Origin of the sequence: Pseudomonas sp. yb_2 (genome assembly GCF_043103905.1) — a bacterium.
GTDB lineage: Bacteria > Pseudomonadota > Gammaproteobacteria > Pseudomonadales > Pseudomonadaceae > Aquipseudomonas > Aquipseudomonas alloputida.
Genome location: NZ_JBICKH010000084.1, coordinates 118,790 through 138,131, shown reverse-complemented (window position 1 = coordinate 138,131; position 19,342 = coordinate 118,790). Strand labels below are relative to the sequence as shown.

The window sequence follows — 19,342 nt, the reverse complement described above, 5'->3', positions numbered from 1 at the left end:
GGCCCCGGCTCTCGCTCAGCCACCAATGATCGTGCGGATGTCCGCCGCCAGCTCACGCACCCGCGCTTCTTCGGTATCCCACGAGCACATGAAGCGCGCGCCACCGCTGCCGATAAAGGTATAGAAGCGCCAGCCCTTGCCCCGCAGCGCCTCGATGGCGTGCTCTGGCATCTGCAGGAACACCCCGTTGGCCTCCACCGGGAACATCAGCTCTACCCCCGGCAGGTCACTGACCAGCGATGCCAGCAGTTGCGCGCAATGATTGGCGTGGTTGCCATGGCGTAACCATGCGCCATCTTCCAGCAGCCCGACCCAGGGCGCCGACAAGAAGCGCATCTTCGACGCCAGTTGCCCGGCCTGCTTGCAGCGATAATCGAAGTCTTCGGCCAGCTGGCGGTTGAAGAACAGAATCGCTTCGCCCACCGCCATGCCGTTCTTGGTGCCGCCAAAGCACAGCACATCCACACCGGCCTTCCAGGTCAGTTCGGCCGGGCTGCAGCCCAGGAACGCACAGGCATTGGTAAAGCGTGCGCCGTCCATGTGCAGGTTCAGGCCCAGCTCCTTGCAGGTGGCGCTGATCGCCTTCAGCTCGTCGGGGCGGTACACCGTGCCCACTTCGGTGGCCTGGGTAATGGTCACCACGCGCGGCTTGGGGTAGTGGATATCCTGGCGTTTGAGCGCCACTTCGCGGATCGACTGTGGCGTCAGCTTGCCGTTGACGCTGGCCGCCGTCAGCAGCTTGGAGCCGTTGGAGAAAAACTCCGGTGCACCGCATTCGTCGGTTTCGACGTGGGCGGTCTCGGAGCAGATCACGCTGTGATAGCTCTGGCACAGGGATGCCAGGGCCAGGGAGTTGGCCGCGGTGCCGTTGAAGGCGAAGAACACCTCGCAGTCGGTTTCGAACAGATTGCGGAAGTACTCCGATGCACGCTCGGTCCACTGGTCGTCGCCGTAGGCGCGGTCGTGGCCGCGGTTGGCTTTCTCCATCGCCGCCCAGGCTTCGGGGCAGATACCGGAATAGTTGTCGCTGGCGAATTGTTGGCTCTTGTCTGTCATGGCACGGTCCTGTGAACGACGCAGATCAGCACTCTAAACCATCGATTCAGCACTTGCCTATACAACCCGTGCAGCGATTTCTGTTCATTACTGTGCCGGCCTCTTCGCGGGCGCGCCCGCTCCCACAATGGTCCTGCAAACGCCAATCACTGTAGGAGCGGGTTCACCCGCGAAAGGGCCAGCGCAAACAGCACAACAGCGAATGTCGTAAACGCGCCATTGCAAGGCGTGCGCAGGCATCTGACCCGGCCCCACCAGTCATAACATCGCCACAAAGGGCCACAGTGCCCCACGACAAAAAACGATCGCTGCCGGGAGATACACAATGTTCAGCAAGCAAGACCAGATCCAGGGTTACGACGATGCACTGCTGGCGGCGATGAATGCCGAAGAACAGCGCCAGGAAGATCACATCGAGCTGATCGCCTCGGAGAACTACACCAGCAAGCGCGTCATGCAGGCCCAAGGCAGCGGCCTGACCAACAAGTACGCCGAAGGCTACCCTGGCAAGCGTTACTACGGTGGCTGCGAGCACGTAGACAAGGTAGAAGCCCTGGCCATCGAGCGCGCCAAGCAGCTGTTCGGTGCCGACTACGCAAACGTCCAGCCGCACTCCGGCTCGTCGGCCAACGGCGCGGTCTACCTGGCCCTGCTGCAAGCCGGTGACACCATCCTGGGCATGAGCCTGGCCCACGGCGGTCACCTGACCCACGGCGCCAAGGTGTCGTCCTCGGGCAAACTGTACAACGCAGTCCAGTACGGCATCGACACCAACACCGGCCTGATCGACTACGACGAAGTCGAGCGCCTGGCGGTCGAGCACAAGCCGAAAATGATCGTTGCCGGTTTCTCGGCCTACTCCAAGACCCTCGACTTCCCACGTTTCCGCGCCATCGCCGACAAGGTGGGCGCACTGCTGTTCGTCGACATGGCCCACGTTGCCGGCCTGGTTGCCGCTGGCCTGTACCCGAACCCGATCCCGTTCGCCGACGTGGTCACCACCACTACCCACAAGACCCTGCGCGGTCCGCGTGGCGGCCTGATCCTGGCCAAGTCGAACGAAGAGATCGAGAAAAAGCTGAACGCCGCTGTATTCCCGGGTGCCCAGGGTGGCCCGCTGATGCACGTGATCGCTGCCAAGGCAGTGTGCTTCAAGGAAGCGCTGGAGCCTGGATTCAAGGCCTACCAGCAGCAAGTGATCGAAAACGCCCAGGCCATGGCCCAGGTGTTCATCGACCGTGGCTACGATGTGGTTTCCGGTGGCACCGACAACCACCTGTTCCTGGTCAGCCTGATCCGTCAGGGCCTGACTGGCAAAGACGCCGACGCCGCCCTGGGTCGTGCGCATATCACCGTCAACAAGAACGCCGTGCCGAACGACCCGCAGTCGCCGTTCGTCACTTCGGGCCTGCGTATCGGCACCCCGGCCGTCACCACCCGCGGCTTCAAGGTCGCCCAGTGCGTGGCCCTGGCTGGCTGGATTTGCGACATCCTCGACAACCTCGGTGACGCAGACGTCGAAGCCGATGTGGCGAAGAACGTCGCGGCCCTGTGCGCAGATTTCCCTGTCTACCGCTGAGTGGAGTCACACACCATGCAACGTTACTCGGGCTTCGGCCTTTTCAAGCACTCCCTCAGCCACCACGAAAACTGGCAGCGCATGTGGCGCACGCCAACCCCTAAAAAGGTTTACGACGTGGTCATTGTCGGCGGTGGCGGCCATGGCCTGGCCACGGCCTACTACCTGGCCAAAGAGCACGGCATCACCAACGTCGCCGTGATCGAGAAGGGCTACCTGGGCGGCGGCAACACCGCCCGTAACACCACCATCGTGCGTTCCAACTACCTGTGGGACGAGTCGGCGCACCTGTACGAGCACGCCATGAAGCTGTGGGAGGGCCTGTCCCAGGACCTCAACTACAACGTGATGTTCTCCCAGCGCGGTGTTTACAACCTCTGCCACACCCTGCAGGACATGCGTGACTCCGAGCGTCGGGTCAGCGCCAACCGCCTCAACGGCGTGGATGGCGAGCTGCTGAACACTGCCCAGGTTGCGGCCGAAATCCCGTACCTGGACTGCTCGAAGAACACCCGCTACCCGATCCTCGGCGCCACCGTACAGCGCCGTGGTGGCGTTGCCCGTCACGATGCCGTGGCCTGGGGCTTCGCCCGCGCTGCCGACGCCCTGGGCGTCGACCTGATCCAGCAAACCGAAGTGATCGGCTTCCGCAAGGAAAACGGCGCGGTCATCGGTGTGGAAACCAACAAAGGCTTCATCGGCGCCAAGCGCGTCGGCGTGGTCACCGCCGGTAACTCCGGGCACATGGCCAAGCTGGCCGGCTTCCGCCTGCCGCTGGAATCGCACCCGCTGCAAGCGCTGGTATCCGAGCCGATCAAGCCGATCATCGACAGCGTGATCATGTCCAACGCCGTACACGGCTACATCAGCCAGTCCGACAAAGGCGACCTGGTGATCGGTGCCGGTATCGACGGCTGGGTCGGCTACGGCCAGCGCGGTTCGTACCCGGTGATCGAGCACACCCTGCAGGCCATCGTCGAGATGTTCCCCAACCTGTCGCGTGTTCGCATGAACCGCCAGTGGGGCGGCATCGTAGACACCTCGCCGGACGCTTGCCCGATCATCACCAAAACCCCGGTCAAGAACATGTTCTTCAATTGCGGTTGGGGTACTGGCGGCTTCAAGGCGACCCCGGGTTCGGGCAACGTCTTCGCCGCGAGCCTGGCCAAGGGCGAAATGCATCCACTGGCCGCGCCGTTCTCCATGGACCGTTTCTACAACGGCGCACTGATCGACGAACACGGCGCCGCCGCCGTCGCCCACTAACCGGAGACACCGTCATGTTGCATATTTTCTGTCCCCACTGCGGCGAGCTGCGCTCCGAAGAAGAGTTCCACGCCTCTGGCCAGGCGCACATTGCCCGCCCGCTGGACCCTAACGCCTGCTCCGACGAGGAGTGGGGTACCTACATGTTCTACCGTGACAACCCGCGCGGTATTCACCATGAACTGTGGGACCACGTTGCCGGCTGCCGCCAGTACTTCAACGTCACCCGTGACACCGTGACCTACGAAATTCTGGAAACCTACAAGATTGGCGAGAAGCCGCAAGTGACCGCCAGCGGCAAAGCCACCAGCGCCGCGTCGACCGTCAAAGGCCAAGGGGAAAAAGTATGAGCCAGACCTATCGCCTCGCCAGCGGCGGCCGTATCGACCGCAGCAAGGTCCTGAACTTCACCTTCAACGGCAAGACCTACCAGGGTTATGCCGGTGACAGCCTGGCCGCCGCGTTGCTGGCCAACGGCGTCGACATTGTCGGCCGTAGCTTCAAGTACTCGCGCCCGCGCGGCATCATCGCCGCCGGTACCGAAGAGCCGAACGCCATCCTGCAGATCGGCTCCAGCGAAGCTACCCAGATCCCCAACGTGCGCGCCACCCAACAGGCACTGTACGCGGGCCTTGTCGCCACCAGCACCAACGGTTGGCCGAACGTCAACAACGACGTCATGGGCATCCTCGGCAAGGTTGGCGGCAGCATGATGCCGCCGGGCTTCTACTACAAAACCTTCATGTACCCCAAATCGTTCTGGATGACTTACGAGAAGTACATCCGTAAAGCCGCCGGCCTGGGCCGTGCGCCGCTGCAGAACGATCCTGACAGCTACGACTACATGAACCGGCACTGCGACGTGCTGATCGTCGGTGCCGGCCCTGCTGGCCTGGCTGCCGCACTGGCCGCTGCGCGCAGCGGTGCCCGCGTGATCCTGGCTGACGAGCAGGAAGAGTTCGGCGGCAGCCTGCTCGACACCCGCGAAACCCTCGACGGCAAGCCTGCTGCCGAGTGGGTCAACGCCGTGGTCAAAGAGCTGGAAGGCCTGCCGGAAGTGACCCTGCTGCCACGTGCCACAGTCAACGGCTACCACGACCATAACTTCCTGACCATTCACGAGCGCCTCACCGACCACCTCGGCGACCGCGCCCCGATCGGCCAGGTTCGCCACCGCGTGCACCGCGTCCGTGCCAAGCGCGTGGTACTGGCTGCCGGCGCCCACGAGCGCCCGCTGGTGTACGGCAACAACGACGTGCCGGGCAACATGCTGGCCGGTGCTGTTTCCACCTATGTTCGCCGCTATGGCGTGGCGCCGGGTCGCAAGCTGGTACTGTCGACCAACAACGACCACGCTTATCGCGCCGCGCTGGACTGGCACGACGCAGGCCTGCAAGTGGTCGCCATCGCCGACGCCCGTCACAACCCACGTGGCTCGCTGGTTGAAGAAGCGCGTGCCAAAGGCATTCGCATACTCACCTCCAGCGCCGTGATCGAGGCCAAAGGCAGCAAGCACGTCACCGGCGCCCGTGTGGCGGCGATCGATGTGCAGGCGCACAAAGTCACCAGCCCAGGCGAAGTCCTCGAGTGCGACCTGATCGCCTCCTCGGGCGGTTACAGCCCGATCGTGCACCTGGCTTCGCACCTGGGCGGTCGCCCGGTATGGCGTGACGACATCCTTGGCTTCGTGCCGGGCGATGCGCCGCAGAAGCGTGAGTGCGTCGGTGGTATCAACGGCGTGTATGCCTTGGGCGATGTCATTGCCGATGGCTTTGAAGGCGGCGTCCGCGCAGCCACCGAGGCCGGTTTCAAGGCCACTGTCGGCACCCTGCCAAAAACAGTGGCGCGCAAGGAAGAGGCCACTGTGGCACTGTTCCTGGTGCCGCACGACAAAGGCACCAAGGGGCCGAAGCAGTTCGTCGACCAGCAGAACGACGTGACCGCCGCCGGCATCGAGCTGGCCACCCGTGAAGGCTTCGAGTCGGTCGAGCACGTCAAGCGCTACACCGCGCTGGGCTTCGGTACCGACCAGGGCAAACTGGGCAACATCAACGGCCTGGCCATCGCCGCCCGTTCGATCGGCATCACCATCCCGGAAATGGGTACCACCATGTTCCGCCCCAACTACACGCCGGTTACTTTCGGCGCGGTAGCGGGCCGTCACTGTGGTCACCTGTTCGAACCCGTGCGCTTCACTGCCCTGCATGCCTGGCACGTGAAGAACGGCGCCGAGTTCGAAGACGTCGGCCAGTGGAAGCGCCCGTGGTACTTCCCGAAAGCCGGTGAAGACATCCATGCTGCCGTGACTCGCGAATGCAAGGCCGTGCGCGACAGCGTGGGCCTGCTGGACGCCTCGACCCTGGGCAAGATCGACATCCAGGGCCCGGACGCGCGCGAGTTCCTCAACCGCATCTACACCAACGCCTGGACCAAGCTCGACGTGGGCAAGGCCCGCTACGGCCTGATGTGCAAGGAAGACGGCATGGTCTTCGACGACGGCGTAACCGCCTGCGTCGGCGACAACCACTTCATCATGACCACCACCACCGGCGGCGCTGCCCGCGTATTGCAGTGGATGGAGCTGTATCACCAGACCGAATGGCCAGAGCTGAAGGTGTACTTCACTTCGGTCACCGACCACTGGGCCACCATGACCCTGTCCGGCCCTAACAGCCGCAAGCTGCTGAGCGAGCTGACCGACATCGACATGGACAAGGAAGCCTTCCCGTTCATGACCTGGAAGGAAGGCAACGTCGGTGGCGTGCCGGCCCGCGTGTTCCGTATCTCGTTCACCGGCGAGCTGTCGTACGAAGTGAACGTGCAGGCCAACTACGCGATGGGCGTGCTGGAACAGATCATCGAGGCCGGCAAGAAGTACAACCTGACCCCGTACGGCACCGAGACCATGCACGTACTGCGTGCAGAGAAGGGCTTCATCATCGTGGGCCAGGACACCGATGGTTCGATGAACCCGGACGACCTGAACATGAGCTGGTGCGTTGGCCGCAACAAGCCGTTCTCGTGGATCGGCCTGCGTGGCATGAACCGCGAAGACTGCGTACGTGAGAACCGCAAGCAGCTGGTGGGCCTGAAACCGGTCGACCCGACCAAGTGGCTGCCGGAAGGCGCCCAACTGGTATTCGACCCGAAACAGCCGATCCCGATGGACATGGTCGGCCACGTCACCTCCAGCTACGCGTCCAACTCCCTGGGCTACTCGTTCGCCATGGGTGTGGTCAAAGGCGGCCTTAAGCGCATGGGCGAGCGTGTCTACTCGCCGCAGGCGGATGGCAGCGTGATCGAGGCGGAAATCGTGTCTTCGGTGTTCTTCGATCCGAAGGGTGAGCGGCAGAACGTCTAAGGCCCCGGATGGCGGCGCAGCCTGATTGCACGGCTGCGCTGCCCTGACGAACAAGAATTCAAGGCAGGTAAGAAATGAGCGCTATCAACGTCTTCCAGCAAAACCCCGGCGCCGAGGCCAAAGCCCAGTCGCCACTGCACCATGCCGACCTGGCCAGCCTGGTAGGCAAAGGCCGCAAGAACGCAGGCGTGACCCTGCGTGAACGCAAGTTCCTCGGTCACCTCACCCTGCGTGGTGATGGCCACAACCCGGAATTTGCCGCCGGCGTGCACAAGGCCCTTGGCCTGGAGCTGCCCGTGGCGCTGACCGTGGTCGCCAACAAGGACATGTCGCTGCAATGGGTCGGCCCAGATGAGTGGCTGCTGATCGTACCCGGCGGCCAGGAGCTGGCAGCGGAGCAAAAGCTGCGCGCGGCCCTTGAAGGCCAGCACATTCAGGTCGTCAATGTCAGTGGCGGGCAAAGCCTGCTGGAACTGCGCGGCCCGAACGTGCGCGACGTGCTGATGAAGTCCACCAGCTATGATGTTCACCCGAACAACTTCCCGGTGGGCAAGGCCGTGGGCACCGTGTTCGCCAAGTCGCAACTGGTGATCCGCCGCACTGCAGAAGACACCTGGGAGCTGGTAATTCGCCGCAGCTTCGCCGATTACTGGTGGCTGTGGCTGCAGGACGCTTCTGCCGAATACGGCCTGAGCATAGAAGCCTAAGGAGCAAGAACATGAGTCGGGCACCGGATACCTGGATTCTCACCGCCGACTGCCCGAGCATGCTCGGCACCGTCGACGTGGTGACGCGTTACCTCTTCGAGCAGCGCTGCTACGTGACGGAGCACCACTCCTTCGATGACCGGCAGTCGGGACGCTTCTTCATTCGCGTCGAGTTCCGCCAGCCGGACGATTTTGACGAGGCGGGCTTCCGGGCCGGCCTCGCAGAGCGCAGCGAAGCGTTCGGCATGGCTTTCGAGCTGACCGCACCCAACCACCGCCCCAAGGTGGTGATCATGGTGTCCAAGGCCGACCATTGCCTGAATGACCTGCTGTATCGCCAGCGCATTGGCCAACTGGGTATGGATGTGGTGGCCGTGGTGTCGAACCACCCGGACCTCGAACCCTTGGCGCATTGGCACAAGATTCCTTATTACCACTTCGCCCTCGACCCCAAGGACAAACCTGGGCAAGAGCGCAAGGTGCTGCAGGTGATCGAGGAGACTGGTGCTGAGCTGGTGATTCTTGCCCGCTATATGCAGGTACTGTCGCCCGAACTTTGCCGCCGTCTGGATGGTTGGGCGATCAATATTCACCACTCGCTGTTGCCGGGTTTCAAAGGCGCCAAGCCTTATCACCAGGCCTACAACAAGGGTGTGAAAATGGTCGGTGCCACGGCGCACTACATCAACAACGACCTGGATGAAGGGCCGATCATTGCCCAGGGTGTCGAGGTGGTGGACCACAGTCACTATCCCGAAGACCTGATTGCCAAAGGGCGGGATATCGAATGCCTGACATTGGCGCGGGCGGTGGGGTATCACATCGAGCGACGGGTGTTCCTGAACGCCAACCGGACTGTCGTTCTGTAATAACCGGTACCGGCCTCTTCGCGGCTAAAGCCGCTCCTACAGGTACAGCACAGCCCTCGGGTTGGTGCGGTCCCCCGTAAGAGCGGCTTTAGCCGCGAAGAGGCCCGCACAGGCCGCCTCTCTGTTTGCCCATACTCCCCAGCGACACCCCTGCCGTTAAAAGGCATCTCTCTGTCGCTCCCAGTCAGTGCAGATCTCCCCATCCGGCCCACAATTCCCTCATTCCAGAAACACATGCCGCCCACGGATGGCGGCGCGTTCAACCACCGCTGCATAAATAAAAATCAAGCGAGGTAAGAGCATGTCTGGCAATCGTGGAGTGGTGTATCTCGGCGCTGGCAAGGTCGAAGTACAGAAGATCGACTACCCGAAAATGCAGGACCCGCGCGGCAAGAAAATCGAACACGGCGTCATCCTGAAGGTGGTCTCCACCAACATCTGCGGTTCTGACCAGCACATGGTCCGTGGCCGCACTACTGCCCAGGTCGGCCTGGTCCTGGGCCACGAAATCACCGGTGAAATCGTCGAGAAGGGCCGCGACGTCGAGCGCATGCAGATCGGCGACCTGGTATCGGTCCCGTTCAACGTCGCCTGCGGCCGCTGCCGCTCCTGCAAAGAGATGCACACCGGTGTCTGCCTCACCGTCAACCCGGCCCGCGCCGGCGGTGCCTACGGCTACGTCGACATGGGCGACTGGACCGGTGGCCAGGCCGAATACGTGCTGGTGCCATACGCCGACTTCAACCTGCTGAAGCTGCCTGAGCGCGACAAGGCCATGGAAAAGATCCGTGACCTGACCTGCCTGTCCGACATCCTGCCCACCGGCTATCACGGTGCCGTGACTGCTGGCGTTGGTCCAGGCAGCACTGTCTACGTTGCCGGTGCTGGCCCGGTCGGCCTGGCCGCCGCTGCCTCGGCGCGCCTGCTGGGCGCCGCCTGTGTAATCGTCGGTGACCTGAACCCGGCCCGCCTGGCCCACGCCAAGTCGCAAGGCTTCGAAGTGGTCGACCTGTCCAAGGACACCCCGCTGCACGAGCAGATCGTCGACATTCTCGGCGAGCCGGAAGTGGACTGCGCTGTCGACGCCGTCGGCTTCGAGGCCCGTGGCCATGGCCACGAAGGTGCCAAGCACGAGGCCCCGGCCACCGTGCTGAACTCGCTGATGCAAGTGACCCGCGTGGCCGGCAACATCGGTATCCCGGGCCTGTACGTGACCGAAGACCCGGGCGCGGTGGATGCCGCTGCCAAGATCGGCGCGCTGAGCATCCGCTTCGGCCTGGGCTGGGCGAAATCGCACAGCTTCCACACCGGCCAGACCCCGACCATGAAATACAACCGCCAGCTGATGCAGGCGATCATGTGGGACCGCATCAACATTGCTGAAGTGGTAGGTGTGCAGGTGATCAACCTGGATCAGGCGCCGGAAGGGTATGGCGAGTTTGATGCAGGTGTGCCGAAGAAATTCGTTATCGACCCGCACAAAATGTGGGGTGCGGCGTAATCAGCGTCGAGTAAAAAGAGCCCCTCGCATCGAGGGGCTTTTTGTCCATTCTGATAAGACATCTCGGCCGGAGGTGCTTGTCATAAGCCTTTCATCGCTTTTGAAGTCGAGCGCCGCCCGCACATACCTCATCAGTTCCGAAGCCTGGTGAGTGGCCCTGGAGCGAAGGGCCACTGCGCAGTCATTTTCATGCAGACAGTTAATTACTCCGATTGTGGCCGGCGCGTCTCATTGTTTGCGTCGGTTGCCCCGAATTGGTAGTTCCTGTCGTCATGAGGATCGTCACGTTTTTTGGGAGCGTAGAACATGTTTTCAGTATCGGTGTTCCCGCTCGTTGGGTGGTAAGTATTAGGTTTTGAATTTTTTATAGCTTTTTTGGCGTAGTAATGTTCGGAGTAAATGTATGCGTGATCTTTACTTTCTACGTATTTATTTATGCCGCGTTCCTTTCTCAAACCCCTGTCAAGCGTTTTTTGGAGGGTTTTTCTAGCGGCGTCAATTCTTGGTGCGAATGTTTTTCCTCTGTATTTTCTTTGCGCGACTAAATTATTGAGGTTGTCGGTTTGCTCTTTCATTGTTTCATTAATAATCTTTATGCTTGCCAGGCGCTGATCCATTTTTGCTTGGTTACTGCGAAACCACGTTCTAGGCTTGAAAATACCCCACATCCCCGTTTCGTCTTTCCGATTGACTGGGTCGTTCACACAGTACGCGAAAGCATTGACCCCGCCTCGGGCGAATGGGCTTTCAGCATTGTCCGGTCCGATGAACCGTCTCATCTCGGTGCTAAAGCCACGGTGTCCTTGGCCTAGGAGATAAAGGTGCATGTTGTCCAATATGAACTCGCCGTTGAATCCTATCGCTGGGGATCCTGATGGCAGTTTGTCGTTGTATCCAAAGGGGGTGTAGGTGTGATTTTTTTGCTTTCCGTCAGGCGTGCTCACGACAAGCACTGAGTCCATCTCATCTGTTGCGAAAAGCTGGGAACTTCCTGCTTCTTTGCCAGCGGACTCAGCAAGAGGGAGCGTTCCAATCCGCAGGATTGAACGCTTCTGATCGTTTCCAATGACAGTGGTCAGTTTGCTGGTCTGGTAGAAATATTTGGGGGTATCAGGACTGTTTTTCACCGACGTGCTCCCGTTGTCTGCAGTTGGCCCCGGAAATAGATGGCCTGGGCACTACGATTATCTGGAGTGTCTTGAGCAATTGACTACTGGCAGAAATATCAGGTATGCACCTGTTGGGGCCCGGAACAATCCCTCAGATTTCCAGTCAAATCCTTCGTTTTCCAGGCCATCCCGGCCGACGAGGTCCCTTCCGATGAAAGCACTCACCTTGGCAACCCTGATGACCCTGGCCGCCAGCCCGGTGTTCGCCTTCAACCTCAGTGACGCCGCCAATGCCGTGTCCGCCATGCAGAACCCGCAACAGCAAGGCCAGGTGCAGGCTCCCGAGGCCCAGGCCAATCTGCTCAACACCTTGGGCAGCGAATTGAAGATCACCCCCGAACAGGCCGTGGGCGGCGCAGGGGCGATGTTGGGGTTGGCGCGCAACAACCTTAGCAGTGAGGACTATGGCCAATTGACCAAGGCCGTGCCGGGTCTGGACCTGTTGTCCGGTGCCAATATGCTCGGTAGTTTGAGCGGGTTGGGCGATTTGCTAGGCAAGAACAGCGAAAGTCAGTCGGCGTTGAGCAACGCGTTGGGCAACGACGTGGAGAACCGTAATGACCTGGACAATGCGTTCAAGGCACTGGGCATGGACACTGGAATGATCGGCCAGTTCGCCCCGCTGATCCTGCAGTACCTCGGCCAGCAGGGCATCGCCGGGTCGTTGCTGCAGAACTTGGGTAGCCTGTGGACCACGCCGGCACCAGTGAGCACGCCATCGGTTTGAGATTATCACAAGGCCAGACGTCATACATCGAAGGTCTTGAGCGTCACTTCCAGGGCTCTGATTCGATATTGTGCTTCAGTCAGCCAGACTTCGCGTAATTCCATTTCTGTACGATATTGTTGGTCACTGATCCCTTGGATTTTGGCGAAGGCTTTCGAAGATGGTTTCAAAAGCTCGGTGTATTCTTGCTGTTTTTGCGCTGCGCGTTTAGTGAGATTTTTTATATAGATGGCTAATGATCGTCTTTCTTTGAGAAGGTGGTTTTTGTGGGCAGTCTGTTCCCTCAGGTACGTCTTGATCGTTATGTCTTTGTTAAAGGCAACAGTCTTTTTTTTCGCCAAATGGTGTGAAGCGGAGTGCCTGGCGTTCAACAGAGGAGGCTCTATTACCTGCGCCGCAGGCTTTTTTGTCAGCGGTACTGTTCGGTGAGGTTTCGGGTTAGACTTTTGCTCCCAAAACTTTTGTAAATTGGCGAATTCCCGCTGTTGCCCTGTATCATCACGGTAATTGATGGGGTCACAGGCACAGTATGCGTAGGCGTTATAGCCACCGTCACTGAACGGGCTGAGATCATCGGGCTTGAGGAAGCGCATCAAGGCTGGACTATAGCTTCGGTATCCTCGCCCCAATGCATAGGTGCCAAGGAGCGGATCAAATCGTTCATCCTTGAAGCCTATTATCGTGGCTCTACCTGCTTGGCTGCCGATGTGCCCGTAAGGGCTGTAGACCAGGGCGGTGACTTTCACTTGAGAGCGCCTCGCAAGAGACATGCTGCTTAAGTCTTCGTCTTTGGGAGGCCGCGCACAACTAGCAGAATTATCAGGGGGCGCAACGTAACTGTGCTGATGTCAACCGGCTGCCTGCTTCGGCCTCTTCGCGGGTAAACCCGCCCCTACGCAGGTAGAGCCTATCCTTGGGGATGTGGTAATCCGCGTAGGAGCGGGTTCACCCGCGAATGGGCCAGTTCAGGCGGCAGAGGTGTTAGCCCATCTCCGCCCGCAGCTGCTCGATCCGCTGGTCCTTCGCCACCCACAGCTGGTTCACCCAAGCCTGAACCGTCTGCCGAAACTCGGGATCATTTTCGTAATCCCCCGCCCACAACGCCGGGTCCAGTTCCCGCACCTGAATGTCGATAATCACCCGGCTAATGCTGCCATTGAGCAAGTCCCAGAACCCCGGCGCCTTATTACCGGGGTACACGATGGTCACATCCAGCAGGGCATCCAGCTGTTCGCCCAATGCCGCGAGCACAAACGCCACACCACCTGCCTTGGGCTTGAGCAGGTAGCGATACGGCGACTGCTGCTCCTGGCGCTTGGCTTCGGTAAACCGGGTGCCCTCCAGGTAATTGACCACGGTCACCGGCTGGCGCTTGAACAGCTCGCAGGCCGCCTTGGTGATTTCCAGGTCCTTGCCCCTGAGCTCCGGGTGCTTTTCCAGAAACGCCTTGCTGTAGCGCTTCATGAACGGGTAATCCAGCCCCCACCAGGCCAGGCCCAGCAACGGCACCCAGATCAGCTCTTTTTTCAGGAAGAACTTGAAGAACGGTGTACGGCGGTTGAGGCTTTCGATCAGCGCCGGGATGTCGACCCAAGTCTGGTGGTTGCTCACGGCCAGGTACGAGGTGTCCCTGCGCAGGTTTTCCACACCGCGGATGTCCCACTGGGTAGGGATGCACAGGGCGAAGATGGCTTTGTCGATTTCCGACCAGGTTTCGGCCACCCACATCACCGCCCACGACGCGTAGTCGCGGCCACGGCCTGGCAACACCAGCTTGAGCAGGGCGAAGACCAGCAGCGGGCAGATCAATACCACGGTATTGAGCAGCAGCAGGGTGGTAGTGAGAATGCCGGTCAGCAGGCGACGCATAAAGAGACTCTTGTTGTGGGAGATAAACGGTTGGCAATGATAAGCAGGGCGGTGGCCTACGCCAAATGTCCAATGCCCGACGGCGGGGACAAATGTTTCACATTATGTTGGTTAGGCTCGTGACAGCGAACCTATCTGCCCAGTGCAGTCTAAGCATTGACCCTCTCAAGGAAGCCTGCTTGTGAAATCTCTTTTAGCCATGTTGTCGCTGTTGGCGCTGCCGGTGATGGCCGCCGAACCCACTATCTACGGCCGTTACGAGAATATTGCCCTGCCTGAACTGGGCGAAACCCTGAAAGCCAAGATGGACACTGGCGCCTTCACCGCGTCGCTGTCGGCCAAGGATATCGAGCTGTTCACCCGCGATGGGGACGAGTGGGTGCGCTTCCGCCTGGCGACCAAGGAATCGGACGGCAAAGTGTACGAGCACAAGGTCTCGCGCATCAGCAAGATCAAGGGCCGTGCTGATGAAGAGGACGAAGGGGATGCGCCAGAGGTCTCCAAGCGCCCGGTGGTCGACCTGGAGTTGTGCCTGGGGGATGTGAAGCGCACCGTCGAGGTGAATCTGGTGGACCGCAGCAACTTCAACTACCCGCTGCTGGTGGGTTCCAAGGCGCTGCGCGAGTTCAAGGCGGCGGTCAACCCGGCGAAGAAGTTCACTGCTGGCAAGCCAGGGTGCTGATCTGAAGCGTGCGCCATACAATGTAGGAGCGGGCTTGCCCGCGAACACACATAATGGGGTGTCAGGCACCGGCTTCGCCGGTGTTCGCGGGCACGCCCGCTCCCAAAAGCCCACCACAGATAGCGAACACTGTGGAAAACCTTGTAGGAGCGGGTTTACCCGCGAAGGGGCCCTCAGGCCACTGGCGCTGTAGCGACCATCGATGGCCGCTTGACCACCTCGGCATACCACGCCGCCAACCCAGGCTGGCGCTCACGCCAGCCAAACCCGGGCTGACGCAAATCCAGATAGCCCAGCGCACAGGCCACGCCAATCGCCGCCAGGTCGAAGCCGGAGATCAGCTCCGGCAAGTGCTCCTGCTCCAGGTTGTCCAGGCTACGGCGGATCTTGTCACCCTGCGCTTGCAGCCAGCCATCCCAGCGCTTGTCCTCTGGCCGCAGGAAGCTCTCATACCGGCTCGACACTGCCGCATCCATGATCGCATCGGCCTGTGATACCAAGGTCATGCGCCGCCAGCGCGCCGAACCTTCACGCGGCAGCAGCGGCAGGCCAACGTGCTGCTGGTCGAGGTACTCGCAGATCACCCGACTGTCGTGCAGCACGGTGCCGTCTTCCAGGCGCAGGGCCGGGATTTTGCCGATCGGGTTGTCCAGGTTGAGCTGCGGGTCGCCGCTCACCGGGCTTATGTTCACCGGCTGCAGCTGCACACGCTCAAGCTGGCCGGTTTCGTGCAACACCACCATGACCTTGCGCACGAAAGGCGACAACGGCGAGTGGAACAGGGTCATCGTGCTCATGCTTCAGTTACCTTGCAGGCTGGGTGGCAGGCACACGCCGGTGCCGCCGATGCCGCAGTAGCCGTCCGGGTTCTTGGCCAGGTACTGCTGGTGGTAGGCCTCGGCGAAATAGACGGTCGGTGCCTGGTCGATTTCGGTGGTGATCTCACCGAAGCCGGCCTTGCTCAGCTCGGCCTGGTAGGCGTCGCGGCTGGCCTTGGCCTGTTCCAGCTGTTCCGGGCTGGTGCAGTAGATGGCCGAACGGTACTGGGTGCCGATGTCGTTGCCCTGGCGCATGCCTTGGGTGGGGTTGTGCAGCTCCCAGAACATTGCCAGCAGTTCGCGGTAGCTGACCTTGTCCTTGTCGAACACCACCAGCACCACTTCGGTGTGGCCGGTCAGGCCCGAGCAGACTTCTTCGTAGGTAGGGTGCGGGGTGAAGCCGCCGGCGTAGCCGACCACGGTGCTGACCACACCTTCACGCTGCCAGAAGCGGCGCTCTGCGCCCCAGAAGCAGCCCAGGCCGAAGATGGCGAAGTCGATGGCGCCTTCGAAGAACGGGCCGAGCAGTGGGGTGTCTTTGAAGACGTAGTGGAACTCGGGCAGGCTCATTGGCGTGTCGCGGCCAGGCAGGGCCTGTTCCGCAGTGGGCATGACGTTTTTGTTCACCAGGATTTCCGAACGCAGGACCATGGCCGTTCCTCTGTGTTTATTCAGTGGGGTAGGGGTTTGGGCCTTCGCGGGCATGCCCGCTCCCACAGGTACAGCACAGGTTTCAAAGGTTGTGGTGTTCCTGTGGGAGCGGGCGTGCCCGCGAAAGGGCCCGAATGGCTTCTATAGTGCCCGAGGATTACGCAGCTGTCAGGCCACCGGGCCACGCGGATAGCGCTTCAGCCGCTCGGCCAGTTCGCGCCCGGGAATCGGCCGGTCGAACAGGTAGCCCTGGCCCACGTCGCAGCGGTGACGGCGCAGGAACGCCAGCTGCTCCGGCGTCTCGATCCCTTCGGCCACCACCTTCAGCTTCAGGTTGTGGGCCATGGCCACCACCGCCGAGGTGATTTCCATGTCGTCCTGGTTGTCGGGGATTTCGTTGATGAAGCTGCGATCGATCTTGAGGATGTCGATCGGAAACTTCTTCAGGTAGCTCAGCGACGAATAACCGGTGCCGAAGTCGTCCATGGCCAAGGTCAGGCCCAGGGCCTTCAGTTCGTCCAGCTGGCGGTGGGTGTCTTCGCTGGCTTCCAGCAGCAGGCCTTCGGTCAGCTCCAGCTCCAGCAGGTGTGGGGGCAGGGCTTCTTCCTTGAGGATGGTGCTGATCGACGCCACCAGGTCCGGGTCGGAGAACTGTTTGGGCGACAGGTTGATGGCTACATGCAGGTTGCCCAGACCGGCCTTGCGCAGTTGCTGGCTCATGCAGCACGCCTGGCGCACCACCCATTTGCCGATAGGGATGATCAGGCCGGTTTCCTCGGCCACGCTGATGAACTGGTCCGGGCGGATCATGCCGCGTTCGGGGTGGTTCCAGCGCAGCAGCGCTTCCAGGCCCAGCAGGCGACCGCTGCGCAGGCACAGCTTGGGCTGGTAGAACACGTCCAGCTCGTTCTGGGTCAGGGCACGGCGCAGGTTGTTCTCGACGAACAGCTTGTAGCTGGCTTCGGCGTTGAGCACTTCGGTAAACACCTGTACCTGGTGTTTACCGTTGGCCTTGGCCTTGTGCAATGCAAGGCCGGCATTCTTCATCAGGCTGGCCGGGTCGACGCCGTGCAACGGTGCACAGGCCAGGCCTACCGAGGCGGTGACGTTGATCAGCTGGTTGTCGACGAACATCGGCTTGTCGAGGGTGCACAACAACTGTTGAGCAACGCCTTGGCCATCTTCAAGGCTGGTGTCGTCGAGCAGCACGGCGAACTCGTTACTGGCAAAGCGCGCCAGGATGCCACCGCTGTGCAGGCTGTTGCGCAAACGCCTGGCCAGGCTGATCAGCAGCTTGTCGCCGGTCTGGTGGCCAAGGCTGTCGTTGATGCGCTTGAAGTTGTCGATGTCCACCAGCAGCAGGCACATCGAGCTTTCGCCATCGCGGGCGAAGCGTTCGTCCAGGCTGCGGATGAACGCCGGGCGGTTGCCCAGGTTGGTGAGGTTGTCGGTGTAAGCCAGGCGTTCGATGCGTTGCTGGGCCAGCTTGGTCTGGGTGACGTCTTCGTAGATGCCGATGTAGTGGGTCAGCTCACGGTTGTCACCGTACACCTTGGAAATCGACAACTGGCCCCAGTACGGCTCCAGGTTTTTGCGTCGGCTCTTGAACTCGCCCTGCCAACTGTTGCCCATGGCCAGGCTCGACGGCGAGTCGAACAGCAGTTCGCTGAGGTTCTCCAGTGCCGGTAGCTCACCCAGCTGGCGGCCCTGCACTTCGTCGGTACTGTACTGGGTGATGGCGGTGAAGCTGGGGTTGACGTACTCCACCCGGCCGTCGCGGTTCACCAGCAGGAAGGCACTGGCGCTCTGCTCGACCGCACGCTGGAACAGGTGCAGGGCGCTGGCCGCGGCCCGTCGTTTGTGGTTTGTGATCACTTGGGCGAACTGGTCGGCCAGCTCACCGGCAAAGGCAATCTCGTCCGACTGCCAGGCCCTTGGCTGGCCGCTTTGCTCCAGGCACAACACGCCGATCACCTGGCCATCGACACGGATGCTGGCGTCGAGCATGGCCTTGTTTTCCGGGCGCATGCTTTGCGCCAGGGCGCGGGTGCGCGGGTCGTGGCCGGCGTTGTGAGCGTCGATGGCGCGGCTTGCGTGCAGTGCATCCAGGTAGTCGGGGAAGCGGCTGGCATCGATGGCTTCGGGCTGGCGGTGCTCCTGTGCGTCGCGGTACCAGGCGATGATCGGTTCCAGGCGTTGGTCTTCCAGGTGCCAGATGCTGGCGCAGTCGACCTTGTAGATTTCGCAGGCGCTCTGGGTGATCAGCTGGGCCGCTTCGAGCAGCGAGTTGCCCGCGCTGTAGCGATGGCGGGCGAGGCGCAGGATAAGGTCCTGCTGGCCGCGCACCCGCTCCAGGTGCTCCAGTTGTTCTTGCTGCGTGCGCTGGTTCAGCTGCAGGGCCAGTTGCAGGCGGTTGTTGCGTGACTCCAGGTCGCTGGCGCCGGGTTCGCCGGTCTCTTCCTGCTGGTCATCGAGCACGCTCAGGTAGCCGCGCAACAGCTGGCGGTTGTGTTGCTTGTAGGCTTCACCCGCTTCCAGCAGGCGCAGCGAGGTGCTCGGCGTGTGCAGGGTGTAGCGCACGCGATAGTAACCGCGCTGGGCCAGTTGCAACTGGATGTCGTCGTGCAGCCGGTAGCGTGCTTCGGGTTCCATCAGGCTGGCGTAGGGCGCGTCAATCAGGGCACACAGCTCGCCGGTTTTCAGGCCGAACTGGCGCTCACAGGCTGGGTCAAGGTAGAGCATGGCCCAGGTGGCTTCGTTGAGCCTTTCGAAACGCAGCATGCCGAGCCGCGAGGGCACGGGTAACTGTGTCACGACCTCGGCCGCCACACGGCTGGCGGCATCGGGTTGGCTTTTCATCGAAGACTCGCTTGAAGAGGGAACGCGGCCTTGTGGCTGCGGCGGATTTGGCAAGGTTGCATGATGTCCCGAGGGCTGGCAAGCGGCCATGCTTGATGCTGTGGACAGGTTATCGGCTGACGTGGCCGATTCTGCAGTTTGGCTGGAGATTTTGGGGCCGCTTTGCGGCCTTGTGTCGCGAAAGGAGGGCGAAGCCCTCCCAGCTTTTTCCAGGCAAAAAAAAGCCCC

16 protein-coding genes are annotated in these 19,342 nt (G+C 61.3%); 9 read left to right on the top strand and 7 right to left on the bottom strand.

Annotated features, from left to right (window positions below):
* Positions 1–15: 15 nt before the first annotated feature.
* Complete coding sequence (locus ACF8FB_RS24085; RefSeq protein ID WP_014589389.1) at positions 16–1,056, bottom strand: low specificity L-threonine aldolase; 1,041 nt, start codon at positions 1,054–1,056, stop codon at positions 16–18.
* Positions 1,057–1,381: 325 nt separating this feature from the next.
* On the opposite strand from ACF8FB_RS24085, the gene ACF8FB_RS24080 reads away from it, so the two are divergent.
* The 7 genes from ACF8FB_RS24080 (at position 1,382) to fdhA (ending at position 10,339) form a co-directional block, all read left to right on the top strand.
* Positions 1,382–2,635, top strand: coding sequence for a serine hydroxymethyltransferase (locus tag ACF8FB_RS24080; protein ID WP_003255681.1), 1,254 nt, complete (start codon positions 1,382–1,384; stop codon positions 2,633–2,635).
* A gap of 15 nt (positions 2,636–2,650) precedes the next feature.
* Complete coding sequence (locus tag ACF8FB_RS24075; protein ID WP_003255680.1) at positions 2,651–3,901, top strand: sarcosine oxidase subunit beta family protein; 1,251 nt, start codon at positions 2,651–2,653, stop codon at positions 3,899–3,901.
* A gap of 14 nt (positions 3,902–3,915) precedes the next feature.
* Complete coding sequence (locus ACF8FB_RS24070) at positions 3,916–4,251, top strand: sarcosine oxidase subunit delta (RefSeq protein ID WP_010951682.1); 336 nt, start codon at positions 3,916–3,918, stop codon at positions 4,249–4,251.
* Complete coding sequence (locus ACF8FB_RS24065) at positions 4,248–7,262, top strand: sarcosine oxidase subunit alpha (RefSeq protein WP_350298367.1); 3,015 nt, start codon at positions 4,248–4,250, stop codon at positions 7,260–7,262. The genes ACF8FB_RS24070 and ACF8FB_RS24065 overlap by 4 nt, the downstream gene beginning before the upstream one ends.
* Positions 7,263–7,336: 74 nt before the next feature.
* Positions 7,337–7,969: a sarcosine oxidase subunit gamma gene (locus ACF8FB_RS24060; protein WP_003255677.1), complete on the top strand. Its 633-nt coding sequence runs from the start codon at positions 7,337–7,339 to the stop codon at positions 7,967–7,969.
* An 11-nt stretch (positions 7,970–7,980) separates the two neighbouring features.
* A complete protein-coding gene (gene purU / locus ACF8FB_RS24055) occupies positions 7,981–8,838 on the top strand; it encodes a formyltetrahydrofolate deformylase (RefSeq protein WP_003255675.1) in 858 nt (285 codons plus the stop codon).
* Positions 8,839–9,139: 301 nt separating this feature from the next.
* Complete coding sequence (fdhA, locus tag ACF8FB_RS24050; RefSeq protein ID WP_003255673.1) at positions 9,140–10,339, top strand: formaldehyde dehydrogenase, glutathione-independent; 1,200 nt, start codon at positions 9,140–9,142, stop codon at positions 10,337–10,339.
* A gap of 203 nt (positions 10,340–10,542) precedes the next feature.
* On the opposite strand, the gene ACF8FB_RS24045 is transcribed toward fdhA, so the two are convergent.
* Entirely contained in the window at positions 10,543–11,466 is a 924-nt protein-coding gene (locus tag ACF8FB_RS24045) for an RHS repeat-associated core domain-containing protein (protein WP_392512193.1), read from the bottom strand.
* Between the two features lie 193 nt (positions 11,467–11,659).
* Here ACF8FB_RS24045 and ACF8FB_RS24040 point away from each other — a divergent pair, with 193 nt between their 5' ends.
* Positions 11,660–12,235 (top strand): DUF2780 domain-containing protein, encoded by a 576-nt coding sequence (locus tag ACF8FB_RS24040; protein WP_049588087.1) that lies wholly within the window; start codon positions 11,660–11,662, stop codon positions 12,233–12,235.
* Between the two features lie 20 nt (positions 12,236–12,255).
* On the opposite strand, the gene ACF8FB_RS24035 is transcribed toward ACF8FB_RS24040, so the two are convergent.
* Together ACF8FB_RS24035 and ACF8FB_RS24030 are read right to left on the bottom strand one after the other, a co-directional pair.
* The gene (locus tag ACF8FB_RS24035) at positions 12,256–12,981 is read right to left on the bottom strand and encodes an RHS repeat-associated core domain-containing protein (protein WP_392509597.1); all 726 of its coding nucleotides are present in this window, start codon (positions 12,979–12,981) and stop codon (positions 12,256–12,258) included.
* Between the two features lie 235 nt (positions 12,982–13,216).
* Positions 13,217–14,104: an acyltransferase gene (locus tag ACF8FB_RS24030; RefSeq protein ID WP_392509596.1), complete on the bottom strand. Its 888-nt coding sequence runs from the start codon at positions 14,102–14,104 to the stop codon at positions 13,217–13,219.
* 181 nt (positions 14,105–14,285) lie between these two features.
* Between ACF8FB_RS24030 and ACF8FB_RS24025 the strand changes: the two genes are divergently transcribed.
* A complete protein-coding gene (locus tag ACF8FB_RS24025) occupies positions 14,286–14,786 on the top strand; it encodes an ATP-dependent zinc protease (protein WP_010951688.1) in 501 nt (166 codons plus the stop codon).
* Positions 14,787–14,959: 173 nt separating this feature from the next.
* Here the strand turns inward: ACF8FB_RS24025 and ACF8FB_RS24020 are convergent, their stop codons facing one another.
* The 3 genes from ACF8FB_RS24020 to ACF8FB_RS24010 form a co-directional block, all read right to left on the bottom strand.
* Positions 14,960–15,583 carry a glutathione S-transferase gene (locus tag ACF8FB_RS24020; RefSeq protein ID WP_010951690.1) on the bottom strand — a complete coding sequence of 208 codons (624 nt, stop codon included), beginning with the start codon at positions 15,581–15,583 and terminating at the stop codon, positions 14,960–14,962.
* 3 nt (positions 15,584–15,586) lie between these two features.
* On the bottom strand, positions 15,587–16,255 hold the full coding sequence (gene msrA, locus ACF8FB_RS24015; RefSeq protein WP_014589400.1) for a peptide-methionine (S)-S-oxide reductase MsrA: 669 nt from the start codon (positions 16,253–16,255) through the stop codon (positions 15,587–15,589).
* A gap of 168 nt (positions 16,256–16,423) precedes the next feature.
* The gene (locus ACF8FB_RS24010; protein WP_010951692.1) at positions 16,424–19,114 is read right to left on the bottom strand and encodes a bifunctional diguanylate cyclase/phosphodiesterase; all 2,691 of its coding nucleotides are present in this window, start codon (positions 19,112–19,114) and stop codon (positions 16,424–16,426) included.
* Positions 19,115–19,342: the final 228 nt, after the last annotated feature.

Bases quoted from the DNA above. Each gene is read 5' to 3' on its own strand.
- ACF8FB_RS24080 (WP_003255681.1), top strand. From the start codon at position 1,382: ATGTTCAGCAAGCAAGACCAGATCCAGGGTTACGACGATGCACTGCTG.
- ACF8FB_RS24075 (WP_003255680.1), top strand. From the start codon at position 2,651: ATGCAACGTTACTCGGGCTTCGGCCTTTTCAAGCACTCCCTCAGCCAC.
- ACF8FB_RS24070 (WP_010951682.1), top strand. From the start codon at position 3,916: ATGTTGCATATTTTCTGTCCCCACTGCGGCGAGCTGCGCTCCGAAGAA.
- fdhA (WP_003255673.1), top strand. From the start codon at position 9,140: ATGTCTGGCAATCGTGGAGTGGTGTATCTCGGCGCTGGCAAGGTCGAA.
- ACF8FB_RS24020 (WP_010951690.1), bottom strand. From the start codon at position 15,583: ATGAGCACGATGACCCTGTTCCACTCGCCGTTGTCGCCTTTCGTGCGC.
- ACF8FB_RS24010 (WP_010951692.1), bottom strand. From the start codon at position 19,114: ATGAAAAGCCAACCCGATGCCGCCAGCCGTGTGGCGGCCGAGGTCGTG.
- ACF8FB_RS24065 (WP_350298367.1), top strand. From the start codon at position 4,248: ATGAGCCAGACCTATCGCCTCGCCAGCGGCGGCCGTATCGACCGCAGC.
- ACF8FB_RS24030 (WP_392509596.1), bottom strand. From the start codon at position 14,104: ATGCGTCGCCTGCTGACCGGCATTCTCACTACCACCCTGCTGCTGCTC.
- ACF8FB_RS24085 (WP_014589389.1), bottom strand. From the start codon at position 1,056: ATGACAGACAAGAGCCAACAATTCGCCAGCGACAACTATTCCGGTATC.
- msrA (WP_014589400.1), bottom strand. From the start codon at position 16,255: ATGGTCCTGCGTTCGGAAATCCTGGTGAACAAAAACGTCATGCCCACT.
- ACF8FB_RS24060 (WP_003255677.1), top strand. From the start codon at position 7,337: ATGAGCGCTATCAACGTCTTCCAGCAAAACCCCGGCGCCGAGGCCAAA.
- purU (WP_003255675.1), top strand. From the start codon at position 7,981: ATGAGTCGGGCACCGGATACCTGGATTCTCACCGCCGACTGCCCGAGC.
- ACF8FB_RS24040 (WP_049588087.1), top strand. From the start codon at position 11,660: ATGAAAGCACTCACCTTGGCAACCCTGATGACCCTGGCCGCCAGCCCG.